This window comes from Spirosoma pollinicola (genome assembly GCF_002831565.1).
Taxonomy (GTDB): domain Bacteria; phylum Bacteroidota; class Bacteroidia; order Cytophagales; family Spirosomataceae; genus Spirosoma; species Spirosoma pollinicola.
This window is the reverse complement of the sequence record NZ_CP025096.1, coordinates 2,779,777-2,795,842: the sequence shown is the minus strand read 5'-3', so window position 1 is coordinate 2,795,842 and position 16,066 is coordinate 2,779,777. Positions and strand designations below refer to the sequence as shown.

Annotated in this window: 16 protein-coding genes; 11 read left to right on the top strand and 5 right to left on the bottom strand. The window is 47.5% G+C overall.

Features of this window, described 5'->3' with window-relative positions; translation table 11 throughout:
- Positions 1 to 51: 51 nt before the first annotated feature.
- From CWM47_RS11760 to uvrA, 5 genes are all read right to left on the bottom strand, one after another.
- The gene (locus tag CWM47_RS11760) at positions 52 to 1,335 is read right to left on the bottom strand and encodes a citrate synthase (RefSeq protein ID WP_100988159.1); all 1,284 of its coding nucleotides are present in this window, start codon (positions 1,333 to 1,335) and stop codon (positions 52 to 54) included.
- A 267-nt stretch (positions 1,336 to 1,602) separates the two neighbouring features.
- Positions 1,603 to 2,877 carry a metal-dependent hydrolase family protein gene (locus CWM47_RS11755; RefSeq protein ID WP_240625860.1) on the bottom strand — a complete coding sequence of 425 codons (1,275 nt, stop codon included), beginning with the start codon at positions 2,875 to 2,877 and terminating at the stop codon, positions 1,603 to 1,605.
- Positions 2,878 to 2,887: 10 nt separating this feature from the next.
- The gene (locus CWM47_RS11750; RefSeq protein WP_240625858.1) at positions 2,888 to 3,679 is read right to left on the bottom strand and encodes a transposase; all 792 of its coding nucleotides are present in this window, start codon (positions 3,677 to 3,679) and stop codon (positions 2,888 to 2,890) included.
- Between the two features lie 124 nt (positions 3,680 to 3,803).
- Positions 3,804 to 4,196: a hypothetical protein gene (locus CWM47_RS11745; RefSeq protein ID WP_100988157.1), complete on the bottom strand. Its 393-nt coding sequence runs from the start codon at positions 4,194 to 4,196 to the stop codon at positions 3,804 to 3,806.
- Between the two features lie 56 nt (positions 4,197 to 4,252).
- Positions 4,253 to 7,144, bottom strand: a complete 2,892-nt coding sequence (gene uvrA, locus CWM47_RS11740) for an excinuclease ABC subunit UvrA (RefSeq protein WP_100988156.1) — start codon at positions 7,142 to 7,144, stop codon at positions 4,253 to 4,255.
- Between the two features lie 123 nt (positions 7,145 to 7,267).
- On the opposite strand from uvrA, the gene CWM47_RS11735 reads away from it, so the two are divergent.
- The 11 genes from CWM47_RS11735 to CWM47_RS11685 all read left to right on the top strand — a co-directional run bounded on the left by CWM47_RS11735 (position 7,268) and on the right by CWM47_RS11685 (position 16,065).
- A complete protein-coding gene (locus tag CWM47_RS11735) occupies positions 7,268 to 7,564 on the top strand; it encodes a type II toxin-antitoxin system HigB family toxin (protein ID WP_100988155.1) in 297 nt (98 codons plus the stop codon).
- 4 nt (positions 7,565 to 7,568) lie between these two features.
- A complete protein-coding gene (locus tag CWM47_RS11730; protein ID WP_100988154.1) occupies positions 7,569 to 7,931 on the top strand; it encodes a helix-turn-helix domain-containing protein in 363 nt (120 codons plus the stop codon).
- Positions 7,932 to 7,971: 40 nt separating this feature from the next.
- On the top strand, positions 7,972 to 8,193 hold the full coding sequence (locus tag CWM47_RS11725; RefSeq protein WP_100988153.1) for a DUF2281 domain-containing protein: 222 nt from the start codon (positions 7,972 to 7,974) through the stop codon (positions 8,191 to 8,193).
- A 68-nt stretch (positions 8,194 to 8,261) separates the two neighbouring features.
- The gene (locus CWM47_RS11720) at positions 8,262 to 8,591 is read left to right on the top strand and encodes a type II toxin-antitoxin system VapC family toxin (protein WP_100988152.1); all 330 of its coding nucleotides are present in this window, start codon (positions 8,262 to 8,264) and stop codon (positions 8,589 to 8,591) included.
- A 34-nt stretch (positions 8,592 to 8,625) separates the two neighbouring features.
- Positions 8,626 to 8,943, top strand: coding sequence for a DUF3761 domain-containing protein (locus tag CWM47_RS11715; protein ID WP_100988151.1), 318 nt, complete (start codon positions 8,626 to 8,628; stop codon positions 8,941 to 8,943).
- 53 nt (positions 8,944 to 8,996) lie between these two features.
- A complete protein-coding gene (locus CWM47_RS11710; RefSeq protein WP_100988150.1) occupies positions 8,997 to 9,437 on the top strand; it encodes a very short patch repair endonuclease in 441 nt (146 codons plus the stop codon).
- Positions 9,421 to 10,605, top strand: a complete 1,185-nt coding sequence (locus CWM47_RS11705; RefSeq protein WP_240625856.1) for an HNH endonuclease — start codon at positions 9,421 to 9,423, stop codon at positions 10,603 to 10,605. The genes CWM47_RS11710 and CWM47_RS11705 overlap by 17 nt, the downstream gene beginning before the upstream one ends.
- The gene (locus CWM47_RS11700; protein WP_100988149.1) at positions 10,602 to 10,868 is read left to right on the top strand and encodes a hypothetical protein; all 267 of its coding nucleotides are present in this window, start codon (positions 10,602 to 10,604) and stop codon (positions 10,866 to 10,868) included. The genes CWM47_RS11705 and CWM47_RS11700 overlap by 4 nt, the downstream gene beginning before the upstream one ends.
- Before the next feature lie 27 nt (positions 10,869 to 10,895).
- A complete protein-coding gene (locus CWM47_RS11695; RefSeq protein ID WP_100988148.1) occupies positions 10,896 to 12,311 on the top strand; it encodes an ATP-binding protein in 1,416 nt (471 codons plus the stop codon).
- Positions 12,312 to 12,317: 6 nt separating this feature from the next.
- Positions 12,318 to 15,089: a Z1 domain-containing protein gene (locus tag CWM47_RS11690; RefSeq protein WP_100988147.1), complete on the top strand. Its 2,772-nt coding sequence runs from the start codon at positions 12,318 to 12,320 to the stop codon at positions 15,087 to 15,089.
- Positions 15,073 to 16,065: a PD-(D/E)XK motif protein gene (locus CWM47_RS11685; protein ID WP_157815950.1), complete on the top strand. Its 993-nt coding sequence runs from the start codon at positions 15,073 to 15,075 to the stop codon at positions 16,063 to 16,065. Before CWM47_RS11690 ends, CWM47_RS11685 begins: the two co-directional genes overlap by 17 nt.
- The last annotated feature ends 1 nt before the right edge of the window (position 16,066 follow it).

The window sequence follows — 16,066 nt, the reverse complement described above, 5'->3', positions numbered from 1 at the left end:
AGTTATGTCTCTCGTTCACACCCGACCGGGACGGTCGGTACTACACAAGAACTATCGCTTTTCAAGTGGAACAAATTCACGTAGTGTAGAACCCGTGTATATTTGGCGTGGCCGACCGATTGGTTCTTTCGTTTCACGCATTTCTTTCCACTGTGCAATCCAGCCCGGTAACCGGCCAATGGCAAACATAACCGTAAACATGTTCGTTGGAATCCCCAGTGCCCGGTAGATGATACCCGAATAGAAATCGACGTTCGGGTACAGTTTGCGCGACACGAAGTACTCGTCGTTCAATGCGGCTTCTTCCAGACCTTTGGCTATTTCGAGAATAGGATCGTTGACACCAAGTTTAGACAGCACGTCATCCGCAGCCTTCTTGATGATTTTAGCGCGGGGGTCAAAGTTTTTGTACACCCGGTGGCCGAATCCAAACAGACGGAAACCCGTTGTTTTGGCATTTTTGGCCATGTCAATATACTTGGATACATCGCCACCATCGGCTTTGATATCTTCAAGCATTTCAATTACTTCCTGGTTGGCGCCACCGTGTAACGGTCCCCATAAGGCGCTGATACCCGCCGAAATAGACGAATAAAGATTAGCCTGCGACGAACCCACAAGCCGTACCGTCGATGTCGAACAGTTTTGCTCATGGTCGGCATGCAGGATCAACAATACGTTCAGGGCTTCGGCAACAACCGGATCAACTTTATAGTCTTCGACTGGCAACGAGAACATCATGTTCAGGAAGTTCGGAATGTAGTCGAGGGTATTTTTAGGATAATTGACCGGATGTCCCAGCGCCCGCTTGTAAGACCAGGTGGCAATGGTTGGCAGCTTAGCCAGCAACCGGATAATGTGCTGATCGGTATTGTCTTCTTTACCACCCTCCAAATCGGGGTAAAAAGCACTCATAGCACTTACCAGCGACGACAGAACACCCATTGGGTGGGCTTTAACCGGAAAACCATCGAAGATTTTCCGCATGTCCTCATTTACCAGCGTATGGCGACGAATTGACGTTTCAAATTTGGTAAACTCTTCCTGAGTTGGGAGTTCACCATAAATCAACAGATAGGCAACTTCCAAAAACGACGCTTTGGCAGCCAAATCTTCAATAGAATACCCCCGATATTGCAGAATGCCTAATTCACCATCCAGAAAGGTGATGGCACTTTTTGTGGCACCGGTGTTTTTATAACCACGGTCTAAGGTAACGTAGCCAGTCTGATCACGAAGGTTCGAGATGTCGAAGGCTTTTTCATGTTCAGTTCCCTCTAGGGTTGGAAATGAATACGTTTTACCATCGACGGTTAATTCAGCGGAGTTTGCCATACAAAAAATAAGGGTAGAGTAATCAGAAATAATGAATTAGGTATTTGTTGAACCCAGGGATGCCTCTTCAAAAAGGAAGCCCATTTTATCAGAGCCAATACAGCAGTTATAATACTGAAGCATGGTAACCGAGCGAGCCCAACGTACAAGCGAATCGGTCGGGCGAAATTAGTCCAAAAACCTAAACGACAGATGAAATGGTACAAAAAAAGCCATGTTACGTTTGTATTAACATGTAACTTAAAGAAACTTCAATAAGTTTGCCGGTTATCGTTTAAAGAAAGTACCTCCTTTCATAACCATTCGTATCCGTTGAACGTCGGTAATTGTTCGGGTTGGATCGCCATCTACAGCTACCAGATCGGCCAGTAAACCGGTACGAACCCGCCCCCGGTCGGCAAGGTGAAATACATCGGCATTAGTTGACGTGACTGAGCGCATTACATCCAGTGGTTTCATACCATAGTCGACCATGAGCACCAATTCACGGGCATTATCGCCGTGGCTAAACACCCCTACATCGCCCCCGGCGCAAATGGTTACGCCCGCGTCCAGTGCCTGTTTGAAGGTTGCTCGTTTTTGTTTCATCCGTTCGGGCTCCGGGTCTTGTCCTTTTTTCCAACCCCGGTACTGACTGATCGCGTCGCCAGCGGCCAGTGTAGGACAAAGAGCGGTACCCTGTTGTTTCATAAGCGCAAAGATTTCGGGGGTTCCGGCGTCACCATGCTCTACGGTTTCGCAACCGGCCAGGATAGCCCGGCGCATACCCTCTGCCGTACCGGCATGGGCAACCACGCCCCGGCCACTGCTCCGGGCCACCTCCACAATAAGCTTTAACTCGTCGAGCGTGAACGTTGGGCGGGCTTCGGCCATCAGCCCCCACCGGTAATCGGCATAGATTTTTATGGCATCGGCCCCTTTGCCGATCTGCCGCCGAACGGCCTGAATCAGCGCGTCGTGTCCATCGGCCTCTTCGGCTCCCTGTGGCGCAGTAATATCCGGGCTAAATCCTTTTGGTCCATAACTACCGGTGGCAATGAGTGCCTTTGTCACAATCATCATGCGCGGGCCGGGAATAATACCCTGATTGATGGCTTGTTTCAATCCCACATCATCGTACTCGGCCCCTTCTGTACCCAAGTCGCGCACAGTGGTGAAACCCGCCATCAGCGTTTTCTGTGCATGAACGGTGGCCCGCGCTACCCGCAGCGACCGGGCTTCTTTCAATACCTGATCATCCCAAGGTGTTTCATTATAGGGATGCAACAGTAAATGCGAATGGCCCTCGATGAGTCCGGGCATCAGAGTCATCCCTTTCAGATCGACGACTTCAACACCCGTTGCCGAAACGGAATTAGCTGAGCCAACGGCTTCTATCTTGTCACCTTTCACCCGTACTACCCAGCTTTCGTGCATAGTTTCGCCATCGAAAACACGATCGGGACGGAGTAGGTACCCGACAGCATCTTGCTGTCGGCGAGTGATATCAATATGTGATTTTCCCGCCGACAGCAAGATGCTGTCGGGTACAAGCAAGAACATGAGTAGCCACTTATTCAAAGTCATTATAGTCTGGTTTTATGTATGTCCATTTCCAGTCTTGCCAACGTTCGCACAAACCAGCCTTCACCGGGTTTTGCAACGTGTATTGTACAATGCGGTGGAGTTCGTTCCGGTCGCGCACGAGCCGGTCGTAGCTTTCGTGTTCCCAAAAACTACCCGACCTGTCGAGCAATTCATTGCATTTAGTAGCTGTATAGCTTTTCAGGCTGTGCATGACTTTGTCGAGGGTGATGGATGGTCTGGTTTCCGGAACAGGATTGAGTCCAAATACAACATGTACATGATTCGACATAATCGTGAAGGCAATTAAATCGTACTTCTTTTCATCAAAGAAATGTAAAGCATCGGCTACAATCTGCGCAACTGCGTCAAGCCTGAAGTAATGTGATCCATTATCTATTTTGTCAAGTATAGCATCATATCGTCCGAAAAACTGACGGTGAAGCCGGTCTAACTGTTCAGGTATGTAATCAGGCTGCACCAAAAGCTGTTTTTGCTGCCAATCAAATTCTTCCCGCAATGTCTTTCTTACTGATTGCGGCAATGAATCAAACAGCTCAACGTCACGAAGAACGTCCCGCCTAATGGCTGAATATGCGGTAATTTCGTTCGGTAAAAGGCACGGAAAGGTTCGTTCATAAATGTACCCGACAGCATCTTGCTGTCGGCGTGTAAAGTACATAAAATAACATACACACCGACCATCGCCATAGGCTGAGTACACAGGCCGGAGATCTGGAAATACCGACAGCAAGATGCTGTCGGGTACACACTTACCCATGAAGCAACCTTCGCCAAACACTAGACCCAGTAAGCAAATGTGTACCCGACAGCATCTTGCTGTCGGTGTGTAAAGTACATAAAATAACCTACACACCGACAGCAAGATGCTGTCGGGTACAAAGCTACCGTAACCGCCGAAGCAACCCTTCGCCAAATACCAAAACAATTAAACCCGGCAACAAAATAGCTCCGGCCCGGAAACCCGCACCTGTTAGTTTGTAGATACCCGTGTTGTACTGCGTGAAACTCTGAAACAGGTAGTACACCGATGCTGCCAATAGGGCAACCGTGATGCCTAATGCCGCCGGGCGGCTTAATCGTCCGATACTCCAGCTGATTAACAAAGCAATACCAACAACAGCCGACACGGTGCCTAATGCTTTGGGAAATGTGTCTAGGTAGGTGTAATCAAAAAAGAACACCCCAGCCTGACCGATCAGGTTGGGGTGTGCCAGGAGCCAGCCGTCCAGAACGACAAGCACCAGGAGCAAAACATAAAAAAATGGGTTACGCATGAATCTATTTTTCGCAGGTTGTTAGTACCGGCGAAGATAACAGATTTTGCGGCTCACTAACCCGCCAGCTCCATCTTCAAAAACTTGCCGGTGTAGCTTCCTTTCACCTCAGCCACCTTTTCGGGAGAGCCTTCGGCGATGATGTAACCGCCCTTATTACCGCCCTCAGGACCGAGGTCGATAAGGTGGTCGGATACTTTAATCACGTCCAGATTGTGTTCGATAATCAGTACCGTATTGCCCTTGTCGGCGAGTTTGTTCAATACATCGAGCAGGTGCGCTATGTCCTGAAAATGCAGACCAGTAGTTGGCTCATCGAGAATGTAAAGCGTTTTACCTGTGTCTTTCTTCGACAATTCTTCGGCAAGTTTTACCCGTTGGGCTTCTCCTCCCGATAGCGTGGTGGCATGTTGGCCAAGGGTAATGTAGCCCAGACCAACGTCGTTCATCGTCGTTACCTTGCGCAGAATTTTGGGCTGACTGGCGAAGAAATCCAGCGCTTGTTCAACGGTCATATCGAGGACATCGGCAATGGATTTGCCTTTGAACCGGACTTCCAGGGTTTCGCGGTTAAAGCGTTTGCCTTTGCAGGTTTCGCACATGACGTGAACATCGGGCAGAAATTCCATTTCAATCTTCTTCATCCCCGCGCCTTCGCAGTCTTCACATCGCCCACCTTTCACGTTGAACGAGAACCGACCGGGTTTGTAGCCCCGAATTTTCGCTTCGGGTAACTCCGCAAACAACGTCCTGATTTCCGAGAACATACCCGTGTAAGTGGCTGGATTCGAACGGGGCGTCCGGCCAATGGGCGACTGGTCGACCTCGATCACTTTGTCCAGATGTTCCAGTCCGTCAACCGATTTGAACGGCAAGGATTCGCGCTTCGATCTAAAAAAATGCCGGTTCAGAATTGGAAACAAGGTTTCGTGAATGAGCGATGACTTGCCGCTACCCGAAACGCCCGTAATGGTGACCATACGGCCAAGCGGCAAACGCAACGTTACATTTTTCAAGTTGTGCCCCGTTGCATTCTTGATGACCAGAAATTTACCATTTCCTTTCCGGCGTTCTTTGGGCACCTCAATGGCCCGCCGACCGCTTAGGTAATCGGCGGTGGTGCTGCTTCCCGCAACGCCAACATACTGATTTTTCAAGAACTCTTCAGGTGTTCCCTGGTTGACGACCTGACCGCCATGCCGCCCGGCACCGGGACCAATATCAAGTATAAAGTCCGATTCGAGCATCATGTCTTTATCGTGCTCAACAACCAGAACGGTGTTTCCCAAATCGCGCAGGTTTTTCAGCGAGTCGATCAGCTTCACGTTGTCGCGCTGGTGCAAACCGATACTCGGTTCGTCCATGATGTACAGCACGCCCACCAACTGCGTCCCGATTTGGGTAGCCAGCCGGATACGCTGTGCTTCGCCCCCCGACAATGTCCGTAGGGGACGATCGAGCGTCAGGTAGTCGAGACCAATGTCGAGCAGGAAACCGATGCGTTTGCGAATCTCTTTGAGGATCTCTTTTCCGATAATATTCTGCCGGTTGGTCATGCGGCTCTCTACGTCCTCAAACCACTCGGTCAGTTCCGAAATATCCATCCGGGCCAGTTCAGAGATGTTTTTCTCGGCGACCTTAAAGAACAGCGACTCTTTCTTTAGCCGTGCGCCCTCGCATTCGGGGCATTTTTTCACGACCATAAAATCCTTTAGCCACTCCTGAATTTTGTCGGTACTGTTTTCCTGCTGACGTTTCAGGAAGTTGACAATGCCTTCGAATTTGAAGCTGTAATAATCCTCACCGACATACTTTTTCGACGGAACCGTGGCTTCTTCTTCCGTTCCGTACATGAGCGCGTGGAGCAACTCTTCGGGAAACTTGACAACCGGCGTGGTGAGATTGAGTTTGTATTTTTTCAGAATCGCTTCAATCTCCTTAAAAATCCACAGTTCACGGTATTCACCCAGCGGGGCAATAGCTCCCCGACTGATACTCAGCGATTTATCGGGAATAACCGATTCTTCCGTGATTTCTTCAACTACACCCAGGCCGTTACAAACCGGACAGGCTCCATAGGGCGAGTTGAACGAGAACGAGTTTGGCGATGGTTCGTCGTAACTAATCCCCGATTCGGGGTCCATCAGGTTCTGGGAGAAATAAATCAATTTCCCTTCGCCGTCCAGCATTTGCATGGCTCCTTTGCCCTGCTTCATAGCCGTTTGAATCGACTGACTGAGCCGATACCGATCTTCCGTTTTAGGGACCAGCCGGTCAATAACAATTTCGATATCGTGGATTTTGTAGCGGTCCAGCTGCATTTTCGGCACGATGTCCTGCACCGCGCCATCGACCCGCACTTTGGTATAACCCGTTTTGGCAATCTGCACGAATAGTTCGCGGTAATGTCCTTTTCGGCTTCGGATGATGGGGGCCAGCAGCGTTATTTTCTGGCCTTCGTATTGCCCCAGAATCGTGTCGATAATTTGGTCCTGCGACTGCCGTTCCATTTTGCGGCCCGTTACGTACGAATACGCTTCACCCGCACGGGCGTAGAGCAAACGCAGAAAGTCGTAGATTTCAGTAGTCGTCCCAACCGTTGAGCGAGGGTTTTTAGACGTTGTTTTCTGCTCGATGGAAATCACCGGACTCAGGCCGTTGATCTTGTCGACATCGGGCCGCTCCATGTCGCCGATAAACGAGCGGGCATAGGCCGAAAAACTCTCCATGTATCGCCGTTGACCTTCGGCATAAATGGTATCGAAGGCCAGCGACGATTTGCCGCTTCCGCTGATACCCGTTACGACCACCAGTTTGTTACGGGGAATAACGACGTCAATGTTTTTGAGGTTGTGTTCGCGGGCACCCAGCACTTCAATCTGGTCGTAGCCTGTGAGGTCAATATCAGTAAGTCCGGGCTGACGCTCGACTGTTTTTTCTTCTGTCACGTTCGGTTGGCTTATTCTAAAGAACAACGTAAAACAGGCTGGGGTAGTTTCCGGGAAATCAGACTGCTTTCAAAGGATTGTTCCAGATTTGGGAACACGAAACTAATTCAATACGATTGTCCAATGCGAATCATTGCCAAAGGTACTTCGCGAGAATTTTGGGAACAGAATCCCGATGCTGAAACAGGTTTACGATTTTGGTATACCAAAATCAGCAAGAACGACTGTAATACTCCTAATGACGTTATTAATGGTTTTAACGGTGCAGATACTGTAGGTAACGGTCGGATAGTCTTCAACATTTGTAAAAACAAATACTGTCTGATTATCTTCTTTCGATACGATATTCAAGTTGCATATATTCGGTTCATTGGTAACCATAAAGAATATGATGCCATAAATGACATACAAACTCTCTGAAACCATGAGCGAAACGATAATTAAGCCTATTAAGAGCACCGAACATTATGCTCAGGTGATGAGGCAGATTGATCAGTTACTGGATTGTCCGCCTAACTCACCAGAAGCCGATTTGCTGGAAGTTCTGTCAATCTTAGCAGATGATTATGAAAACAAAACAACACCAATTCTACCCCCCGACCCTATTGATGCCATTCGTTATCAGGCCGATGAGTTAGGTTTGTCCTCAAAAGAGTTAGCGGCTTTATTGGGAGGCAAAAATCGTCTATCAGAAGTATTGAACCGCAAACGCCCCCTAACTTTGAAAATGATAAAAACCCTGTTTCAACAGTTACACATTCCGGCAGAAAGCTTGCTGGCAGCTTAAGTAGACACAGATTGATTAATTTACTAAAAACATATTGGTTATGCTTACTGCAATAAAAGGTATTTATGACAATGTCCAGATTATCTGGGATGAAGTCCCCCCCGTTCAAAAACGAACAAAAGTAATCGTGACGTTTTTGGAGGAGAGTTCACCTTCTCAACTAAATCAGATAAAAAAACGGGAAGGTGGGAGCATGAAAGGGGAAGTCTGGATGTCAGATGAATTCAACGAGCCGCTAGATGATCTAAATGAATATATGTAATGCGGCTACTGATCGATACACAGATAATTATATGATTTTTAGAAGGCAATAAGCGGCTCACAAAGGAGATATATGCCCGAATTAGCGACTCTGAAAATGAAATTTATGTTAGGCGAATCAGCTTATTTGAAGTGGCTATCAAACTGAAAATTGGTGGTCGATTAAATCTCAGGCGCGGGCTGGCAGGGTTGATTTTAGATTGCAAGAACGAGGCAATTGAGATACTACCCATCACGAACGATCATTTATTGGCTTATGATCAGGTGCCATTTTTTGAAGACCATCGAGATCCCTTCGATAGATTGATTCTGGCTACGGCTCTAGCGGAACGAATACCAATTATCTTGGCAGATGAAAAATTTAGTCGCTATAGTGATGTAGTAGATGTAATCTGGTAAACCAGTCCTACTCTCCCTCAACATTTTCACTTTCATGGGCCACCACCTTCGCTTCCTGACCCTTGCGACTGTTTTCCTGATCAACGCTGTTTTGGGAATTGCCGAAGCGCAAACACCTGCTCACCGTTCTCGAACCTCTGTTCGTCATCATCGCGCCCATCGCCCGGCTCGCCCATCATCTGGTTCAACCCATTATTACACCAACAGCGAGGGCAATCGGGTTCAGTCGCCAACCTTTTATACCGCTCCACGGGCCGGAGCAACAGCTCAATGCCGGGATAATTCGTATAGTTTCAGCCAGTCAAGGCGTGGCACCTGTTCGCATCATGGCGGGGTGAAGCGGTGGTTGTGAGACAAAGGGCGGGCTGATCTTGTTATAGGCAGACCAACTCAACGCCCTTTTCAATGACCGACGTACACACACCTGAGCAGCGTAGTTACAATATGTCTCGGGTAAGAAGCAAAGACACAAAACCAGAGCTTATTGTCCGCAAGTTTCTTCATGCACATGGTTTCCGTTATCGACTTCACGATAAAAGACTGCCCGGTAAGCCCGACGTAGTGCTACCCAAGTACAAAACGGCAATTTTCGTGCATGGCCGTTTTTTTCACGGCCACGACGGTTGTCGCTACTTTGTTGTCCCTAAGACCCGTACCGAATGGTGGCTTGATAAAATCAATGGAAATAAACGCCGTGACACCGAAAATCAAGCCAAATTAGTAGCCGAAGGCTGGAGAATTATAACCATATTTGAGTGTGAGTTGAATCGTAAAACGAAGGATGCGACATGTCAAAATGTAAAAAAACATCCCACTATCATTCCAGTAAATGCCTGTTTCCTTTGATTTAATAAAGATTGGCGAAGAATACTCCCGCAAATTCTTAGCAGAAGTTTGGGGATATGCCGCATATCAGGCTTTGGCTCGCGGTGTAGTAACTCCCAAAGGTGATTCAAAGATAATCCTGTTCGTCACGGCTGAAAAACAAGGCTCTTCAGAACAATACGCAGATAAATTATTAGACGAATATTTGCACTGGGAAGGCCCAAACGATCATTTTGCCGAAGAAAGAATGGTTCATGCCAGGTCTAACGGACAAGAAATACACCTATTTTTTAGAGCAATTCATCACACCAATTTTATATATTTTGGCAGAATAGAAGTTATAGATGTAGAGGTGAAAGCTAAGTATCCAAGTAAGTTTATATTTCACTTAAACGAGTATTATTCCGATGTAACTTATAATACTGTATCCGAACAATGGAATCGAGCTCAACTTTTGTCTGTGTTTAATTTGTACTTGAAACTTCCACCTGGTGAACTTAATCTAACCAATGAGGAAATAAAAAAACTGGCAAAATTGATTGGAAAAAGTGAGAGCTCTGTTGCAATGAAATTAAACAATTTTGCTTTCACCGATCCATACAATAAACAAAATGGCATAATTGGATTAGAGGAGGGCGCGGGACAAGTAAAACCCATATGGGATGAGTTTTTGAGCAATCAAGAAGATTTAACTTATGAAAGCGAACGTAAGCTTTCTGAATACCAAGATAAACGTATTGAAGAATCAGACTCTGATGTAGATTTTCAAGTTTCTGATCTGAAAGGTGATTATATAGTAAGGAATGTAAAAACCAGAATAAATCAGAACGTTTTTCGGAAGATGATTCTAAAAACTTATGCAAGTAAATGTGCGATTTCAGGCATAAATACACCTGAACTTTTAGTGGCTGGTCATATTATTCCCTGGGCTGAAAATGAAAAAGAACGATTAAATCCTCAGAACGGAATATGTTTATCTAATTTATATGATCGAGCTTATGAAAAGGGATTAATTTGTATCGACACTGATTATAAAGTTCTTATATCAAGACGCCTAAAAGCGACTTCGCATAAAGAATTCTATAATGACTTTTTTGGTCGCTTTGAGTACAAACCTATACACCTACCCCGGTCTTACCAACCTAAGAAAGAATTTTTGGAATACAGACTAAATCTTTTCGACAGATGACTTACGGCACTCTAACTAATCTCGTGTATGCTGAAAGTAAACCCGCTGATCCAAAAATTGGTGACGGTGCTACGCTTATACTGTGGTCAGACCGGCAAGCATTTACTGTGGTTGACGTAAAGAAATCATATGTAGTTGTCAGCCGTGATAATCAACCGCCCGCTCTTCGAAAGGCGTATTTACGAAAAAATGGAAATTACTACCTCGGTGGTCATTTGTTGAAAATTGGCTTCCGGGAAGAATACTACGACCCACATTTTTAACCAGCCCCGCCGAACCCGTCGGCACTCATTGAAACCCTTCGTGACATTGGCTACACAATTGAAACCGCTGTCGCCGATATTATTGATAACTCTATTTCGGCGGGGGCTCACGATATATACGTTGATTTCATTTGGCAGGGAGCCAGTTCATACATCAGTATTCGTGACAGTGGTCACGGCATGTCGGAGGCCGAATTAGTTACGGCGCTTCGTCCGGGTTCCCGCAACCCCAACGAACCTCGCGACCCCAGCGATTTAGGCCGGTTTGGACTGGGTTTAAAAACAGCTTCGTTTTCGCAGTGCCGCAAGGTAACTGTCTTCTCAAAACCAGAAGGCAGCAGCGTTTGCTATTGGGCATGGGATTTAGATTACGTAGCCGACACCGGCTTTTGGAATTTGGTCAAGCCCGAGCCTGCTTATGGTCTTCCCGTTTTACTGAACCAGCAAAAAAGTGGCACTATTGTACTTTGGGAACTGCTCGACCGCGTCGTAACCAATGCCCCTGCTAATGACGAGAAAGCCCATGCCCAATTTCTGAGTATTGCCGATACGGTAAAGCAACACTTAGCAATGGTATTTCATCGGTTTTTGGAGCGAGGCCGGTTCAAACTCTATTTCAATGAGAACCCAATCAAACCATGGGACCCGTTTCTGAAGGGAGCCGACGGCGCACAACCCTGTGGCGAAGAATTTTATCAAAACGGGGCCGTGAGTGTGAAAGGCTACGTACTACCATATCACAAACGATTAACGACGGATAAGTTTGCCGAAGCGGGTGGCAGCCGGGGCTGGAATGATCTGCAAGGTTTTTATATATACCGCAACGAAAGACTCTTAGTAGCTGGTAGTTGGCTGGGCATGTTCAAAAAAGAAGAACATGTAAAACTAGCCCGCATTCAGGTCGACATCCCCAATACGCTCGATACAGACTGGCACATTGACGTTAAAAAGTCGATGGCGCATCCACCCTATGGAAGCGCAGGGCCATTAAAAACCTTCGCTAAAGCGGTACGCGACAAAGCTATAGCGGTGTACAGAAACGTAGGGCGCATCAACAACCCCGGCATTCCGATTGCTCACCAGGAATTATGGCTCGAACGTAAACGCCACGACAAGCGGCACTATGAAATCAATCGCCATCATCCGCTTGTAACAGCATTTATAGCCAAGTATCCCGACGCGGGTTCGGCATTGAATAACCTGCTAAAATTTGTTGAAGAAACGATTCCTATTCGTTCGATTATGATTCGGGAAACTGAGTCTCCCGAAGAGCAAGCCCAGCCGTTTGAGCAAGTCAGCCATGAACCCATAAAGCAAGCAGCATCGGCCATGTTTCAGGCACAGTGCGCCAAAGGCAAAACGCCCGACGAAGCCCGCAATCTTATTTTTAGCATCCATCCCTTTTCACTCTTTCCGGAGTACGTTCAATCCCTTACCTGCTGATTTTGTATGCAAAATGCTTTACGGACGTTACGAACGCTTCTGCCTACCAACACGTCGCTTACCCGTGATATTATTGATCAAAATGTGAACATAGTTTTAGGCATTCCTCAGTTTAGTCATATCGACCGGGAGATGCTGATTAAAGAGGTAGAAACTCTCTATAATATCCGAGCCGAAGGCTGGATTACACTGGAAGGTAAAGACTCGCGTCGCCCATGGCTCAACGCCCGCAGGGAAGCCATCGACTGGTCATTCTGGAAACGGTATGAAAGTTATCTCGAAGACTTCAACGGGTTTGCGCCCAATACGCTGCGTCGGCTCGACCTGTTGACTGATGATATTGTGGATCAGCTTTTCGACCCGAGTGTAGCAGATGTAAAAATAGACAAGCGCGGGTTGGTAGTAGGACAAGTGCAGTCGGGCAAAACGGCTAACTACACAGGGCTAATCTGTAAAGCGGTTGACGCCGGGTTTAAGTTGGTAATCGTGCTGGCGGGAGTTCATAACAACCTGCGGGCCCAAACCCAACTGCGTTTAGACGAGGGCTTTCTGGGTTTCGATACGCAGTCAGAGCGTGATTATTATAAAGCGACCCATGAATTCGGGGTCAGTCAGATTAGAAAAGGCTTAGTCGTTCATTCGATTACATCAAGTCATGATTTGGGCGATTTTACGCCTAAAGCGTTTGCAACATCCGGCATTACAAATTTTGACACAAGAGAGCCAATACTGCTAGTCGTTAAGAAGAATCCCAGCGTTCTTAAATCATTGCTCACCTGGCTCCGGTCAAAGGGACAGACCGACGCAGAAGGAAACCGATATATTGCGTCCAAATCGCTGTTACTAATTGACGATGAGGCCGATCATGCCTCGATTAACACCAATAAAGACCCCGACAAGGGCACCCGAATCAACGGTCAAATCCGCGATGTGCTGCGGCTGTTCTACAAGAGTGCTTACGTGGGCTATACGGCTACTCCTTTTGCCAATATTTTTGTACCAATTGCCGCCGATCAGCTTTTCCCGCGTGATTTTATTATCAATCTTCCAGCACCTACCAACTACATTGGCCCGGAACAGGTATTTGGGTTTGATGTATTAGGCGATGATGACACCTTAGATGATACACTTCCCATTGTACATCGGGTCGATGATGCTGGGTCGTTTATGCCTGAAAAAGAGCGGGAAGCGCCCTTGCCCGACGCCATTCCAGAATCATTGAAGCGAGCTATTCGGTGCTTTCTTCTAGTATGTGCCATTCGGCGACTGCGCGGGCAGGGAAGCAAACATAACTCCATGTTAATTCACGTTACCCGCTTCAATGTTAGGCAGGAGCAGATCACAGAGTTAGTAGACAGTGTATTCGCTTATTACAAGCGTGGCCTAGATCAGAATGACCCGATTGTTTTGACCTTGATGCGTCAAACATTTGAGCAGGATTCACCCGGCTATCTGTCTTTTAGGACAACTACACAGCGTATTCTGAACTCCCCTTTGCAGACGCTTGACCCGGCTATGCAGGTTCACAGTTGGACCGACGTATTACCTCATTTGTATCCGGCTGCGGCCCGCATAAAAGTAAAAGAGATAAACGGTCGGTCGGGTGACATTCTGGATTACTACGAAGAAAAAGAAGGTCTGTCCGTAATCGCTATTGGGGGGGACAAACTCTCGCGCGGACTAACGCTTGAGGGGCTGTCAGTCAGCTATTTCCTGCGTCCGTCAAAAATGTATGATACCCTCATGCAGATGGGCCGCTGGTTTGGTTACCGACCCGGCTTTGTAGATCTATGTCGGTTGTTTACTAGCCGCGAACTGAATGAGTGGTTCTGCCACATTACCAAAGCATCGGAAGACCTCCGCTCGGAGTTCGACCGAATGGCTAGTATGCGCAGCACACCGGATGAATACGCCTTGGGTGTGCAAACGCATGATGGGGTACTACAGGTTACGGCGGCTAATAAAATGCGCCGGGCCGTTGAGATGCGGCTATCCTTTGCCGGGCGTCTGGTCGAAACGTACCTGTTCCAAACTCAGCCTGAACTTATCAACAGTAATCTTGACGCAACGCGCCGGTTTGTGGCGGGACTTGGCCCAGAGAGCCGCATGAAAGTGGCTAATTACATTTGGGAGGGCGTACCGGCCGTATCGGTGGTGGCATTTCTGAACGAATACCGGGTGGCCAAAACGCTTTACCGAGCTAACGCACAAACAATAGCTAAATTTATCGGAGCACAACTTGGCCACAACGAACTTGTAAGCTGGACGGTTGCCCTCATGGCACGAAAAAACCCTGACCACAACCGAACCACAGATTACTCAATTGGTGGCCGACTTGTAAAAGTGGGCAATCTTCTGCGAACGGCTGATAATAAGAACACAGGTGACGGAATTTATTATCTTAAGAAATCGCACATCATCAGTCCCGACCACGAATTCATCGACCTGACACCGGAGCAATACGCCGAAGCCATGCGATTGACAGCACTCAAACGAGAAGCAGACAAGAAAAAAGGCGAACCGGACTACCCAAATGGTGAAATTGTCCGTACTAACGATAAAATCAGGAGTAAACAAACCGCTCTACTACTACTATACACCCTTGACCCGGAAGGGGCTAAGCTACCTGTTGACAGTCCGGCCATTATTGGGTACGCAATCAGTTTCCCAACGAGCGATCATGACAGTGCAATTTCTTACGCTGTACACGAGCAATTGGTAGACTACATCAACCTCCAAGATGCTTCAGATGATGAGCCCGATGACAACGAAGATTGAAACGCTCTGGACTGATCTCGAAGCGGATACGACTGCCACATCCGGTCTACTATATCGTCGGTATGCTGCATCAGTAAAACCTGATATTTTCGCCGGTATTCGTCGAACCGCGAGTACAGTGCAGCGTTTGCTGGCCGTAAGCCTGCCAGCACCCGTCGTCACGGAGCCGTTAACCCTAAATGGCCTCACGCTTAACGTTGAAAGCGACACTGCCCGACCTGGGCACCAACTGGTTTTAATTACGCTCACAGATGCCACACAGGCTGATTTGTTCGGTGTAGTCTGCGAAGATTTGATTGCTCAAATCGCCGATGAAACCGAGCCTAATAATGTATTGAGTGCATTGCTTGGCCGATTGGAACAGTGGACGACTTTATTTGAGAGTCTATCGCCGGGTGGCCTGTCGGTCGAAAAGCGACAGGGTTTATTTGGCGAGTTATGGTTTCTAAATCGCTGGCTCGATACGGGTAGCAATCCGGCTGACTGCCTAACTGCCTGGGCGGGACCGGGCGGGAGTATTCACGATTTTCAGCTTTCCGACCGGGCTGTTGAGCTTAAAACAACATCTGCCGTTAATCCGCAACATATTCAAATCAGTAACGAACGACAATTAGATGATAGCGGCTTATCGCATTTGTGGCTCTGGCTGCTTACACTGGACGTTCGTCCTAATGGCGGTCAATCACTCAACGAGTTGGTTGATTTGTTGCTGAACAAATTGAGTGCATCGCCTACGCTACGAACTCAGTTTCGTCTAAAACTTTATCAGGTTGGTTATCAGCCCGTTCATCGTCATACGTACGATACGCCCACGTATACGCTACGTACTGAACAGGTTTTTCGGGTAAGTGAAGGATTTCCACGGTTAAAGCTTAACCACCTTCCTGCCGGGGTAAGTGCCGTTCGTTACGCCATTGCCCTAGTGGCTTGCCAGCCTTTTCAAGTTGAAGCAGCCGATGTTTTCGCCCAATTATAAA

What these genes read in the sequence shown, in the direction of transcription:
- CWM47_RS11725 (WP_100988153.1), top strand. Translation starts at nt 7,972, where the DNA reads ATGCTTACTGCAATAAAAGGTATTTATGACAATGTCCAGATTATCTGG.
- CWM47_RS11715 (WP_100988151.1), top strand. Translation starts at nt 8,626, where the DNA reads ATGGGCCACCACCTTCGCTTCCTGACCCTTGCGACTGTTTTCCTGATC.
- CWM47_RS11705 (WP_240625856.1), top strand. Translation starts at nt 9,421, where the DNA reads ATGCCTGTTTCCTTTGATTTAATAAAGATTGGCGAAGAATACTCCCGC.
- CWM47_RS11755 (WP_240625860.1), bottom strand. Translation starts at nt 2,877, where the DNA reads ATGTTCTTGCTTGTACCCGACAGCATCTTGCTGTCGGCGGGAAAATCA.
- CWM47_RS11730 (WP_100988154.1), top strand. Translation starts at nt 7,569, where the DNA reads ATGAGCGAAACGATAATTAAGCCTATTAAGAGCACCGAACATTATGCT.
- CWM47_RS11690 (WP_100988147.1), top strand. Translation starts at nt 12,318, where the DNA reads ATGCAAAATGCTTTACGGACGTTACGAACGCTTCTGCCTACCAACACG.
- CWM47_RS11700 (WP_100988149.1), top strand. Translation starts at nt 10,602, where the DNA reads ATGACTTACGGCACTCTAACTAATCTCGTGTATGCTGAAAGTAAACCC.
- CWM47_RS11745 (WP_100988157.1), bottom strand. Translation starts at nt 4,196, where the DNA reads ATGCGTAACCCATTTTTTTATGTTTTGCTCCTGGTGCTTGTCGTTCTG.
- CWM47_RS11685 (WP_157815950.1), top strand. Translation starts at nt 15,073, where the DNA reads ATGACAACGAAGATTGAAACGCTCTGGACTGATCTCGAAGCGGATACG.
- CWM47_RS11735 (WP_100988155.1), top strand. Translation starts at nt 7,268, where the DNA reads ATGCGAATCATTGCCAAAGGTACTTCGCGAGAATTTTGGGAACAGAAT.
- CWM47_RS11710 (WP_100988150.1), top strand. Translation starts at nt 8,997, where the DNA reads ATGACCGACGTACACACACCTGAGCAGCGTAGTTACAATATGTCTCGG.
- CWM47_RS11750 (WP_240625858.1), bottom strand. Translation starts at nt 3,679, where the DNA reads ATGGGTAAGTGTGTACCCGACAGCATCTTGCTGTCGGTATTTCCAGAT.
- CWM47_RS11760 (WP_100988159.1), bottom strand. Translation starts at nt 1,335, where the DNA reads ATGGCAAACTCCGCTGAATTAACCGTCGATGGTAAAACGTATTCATTT.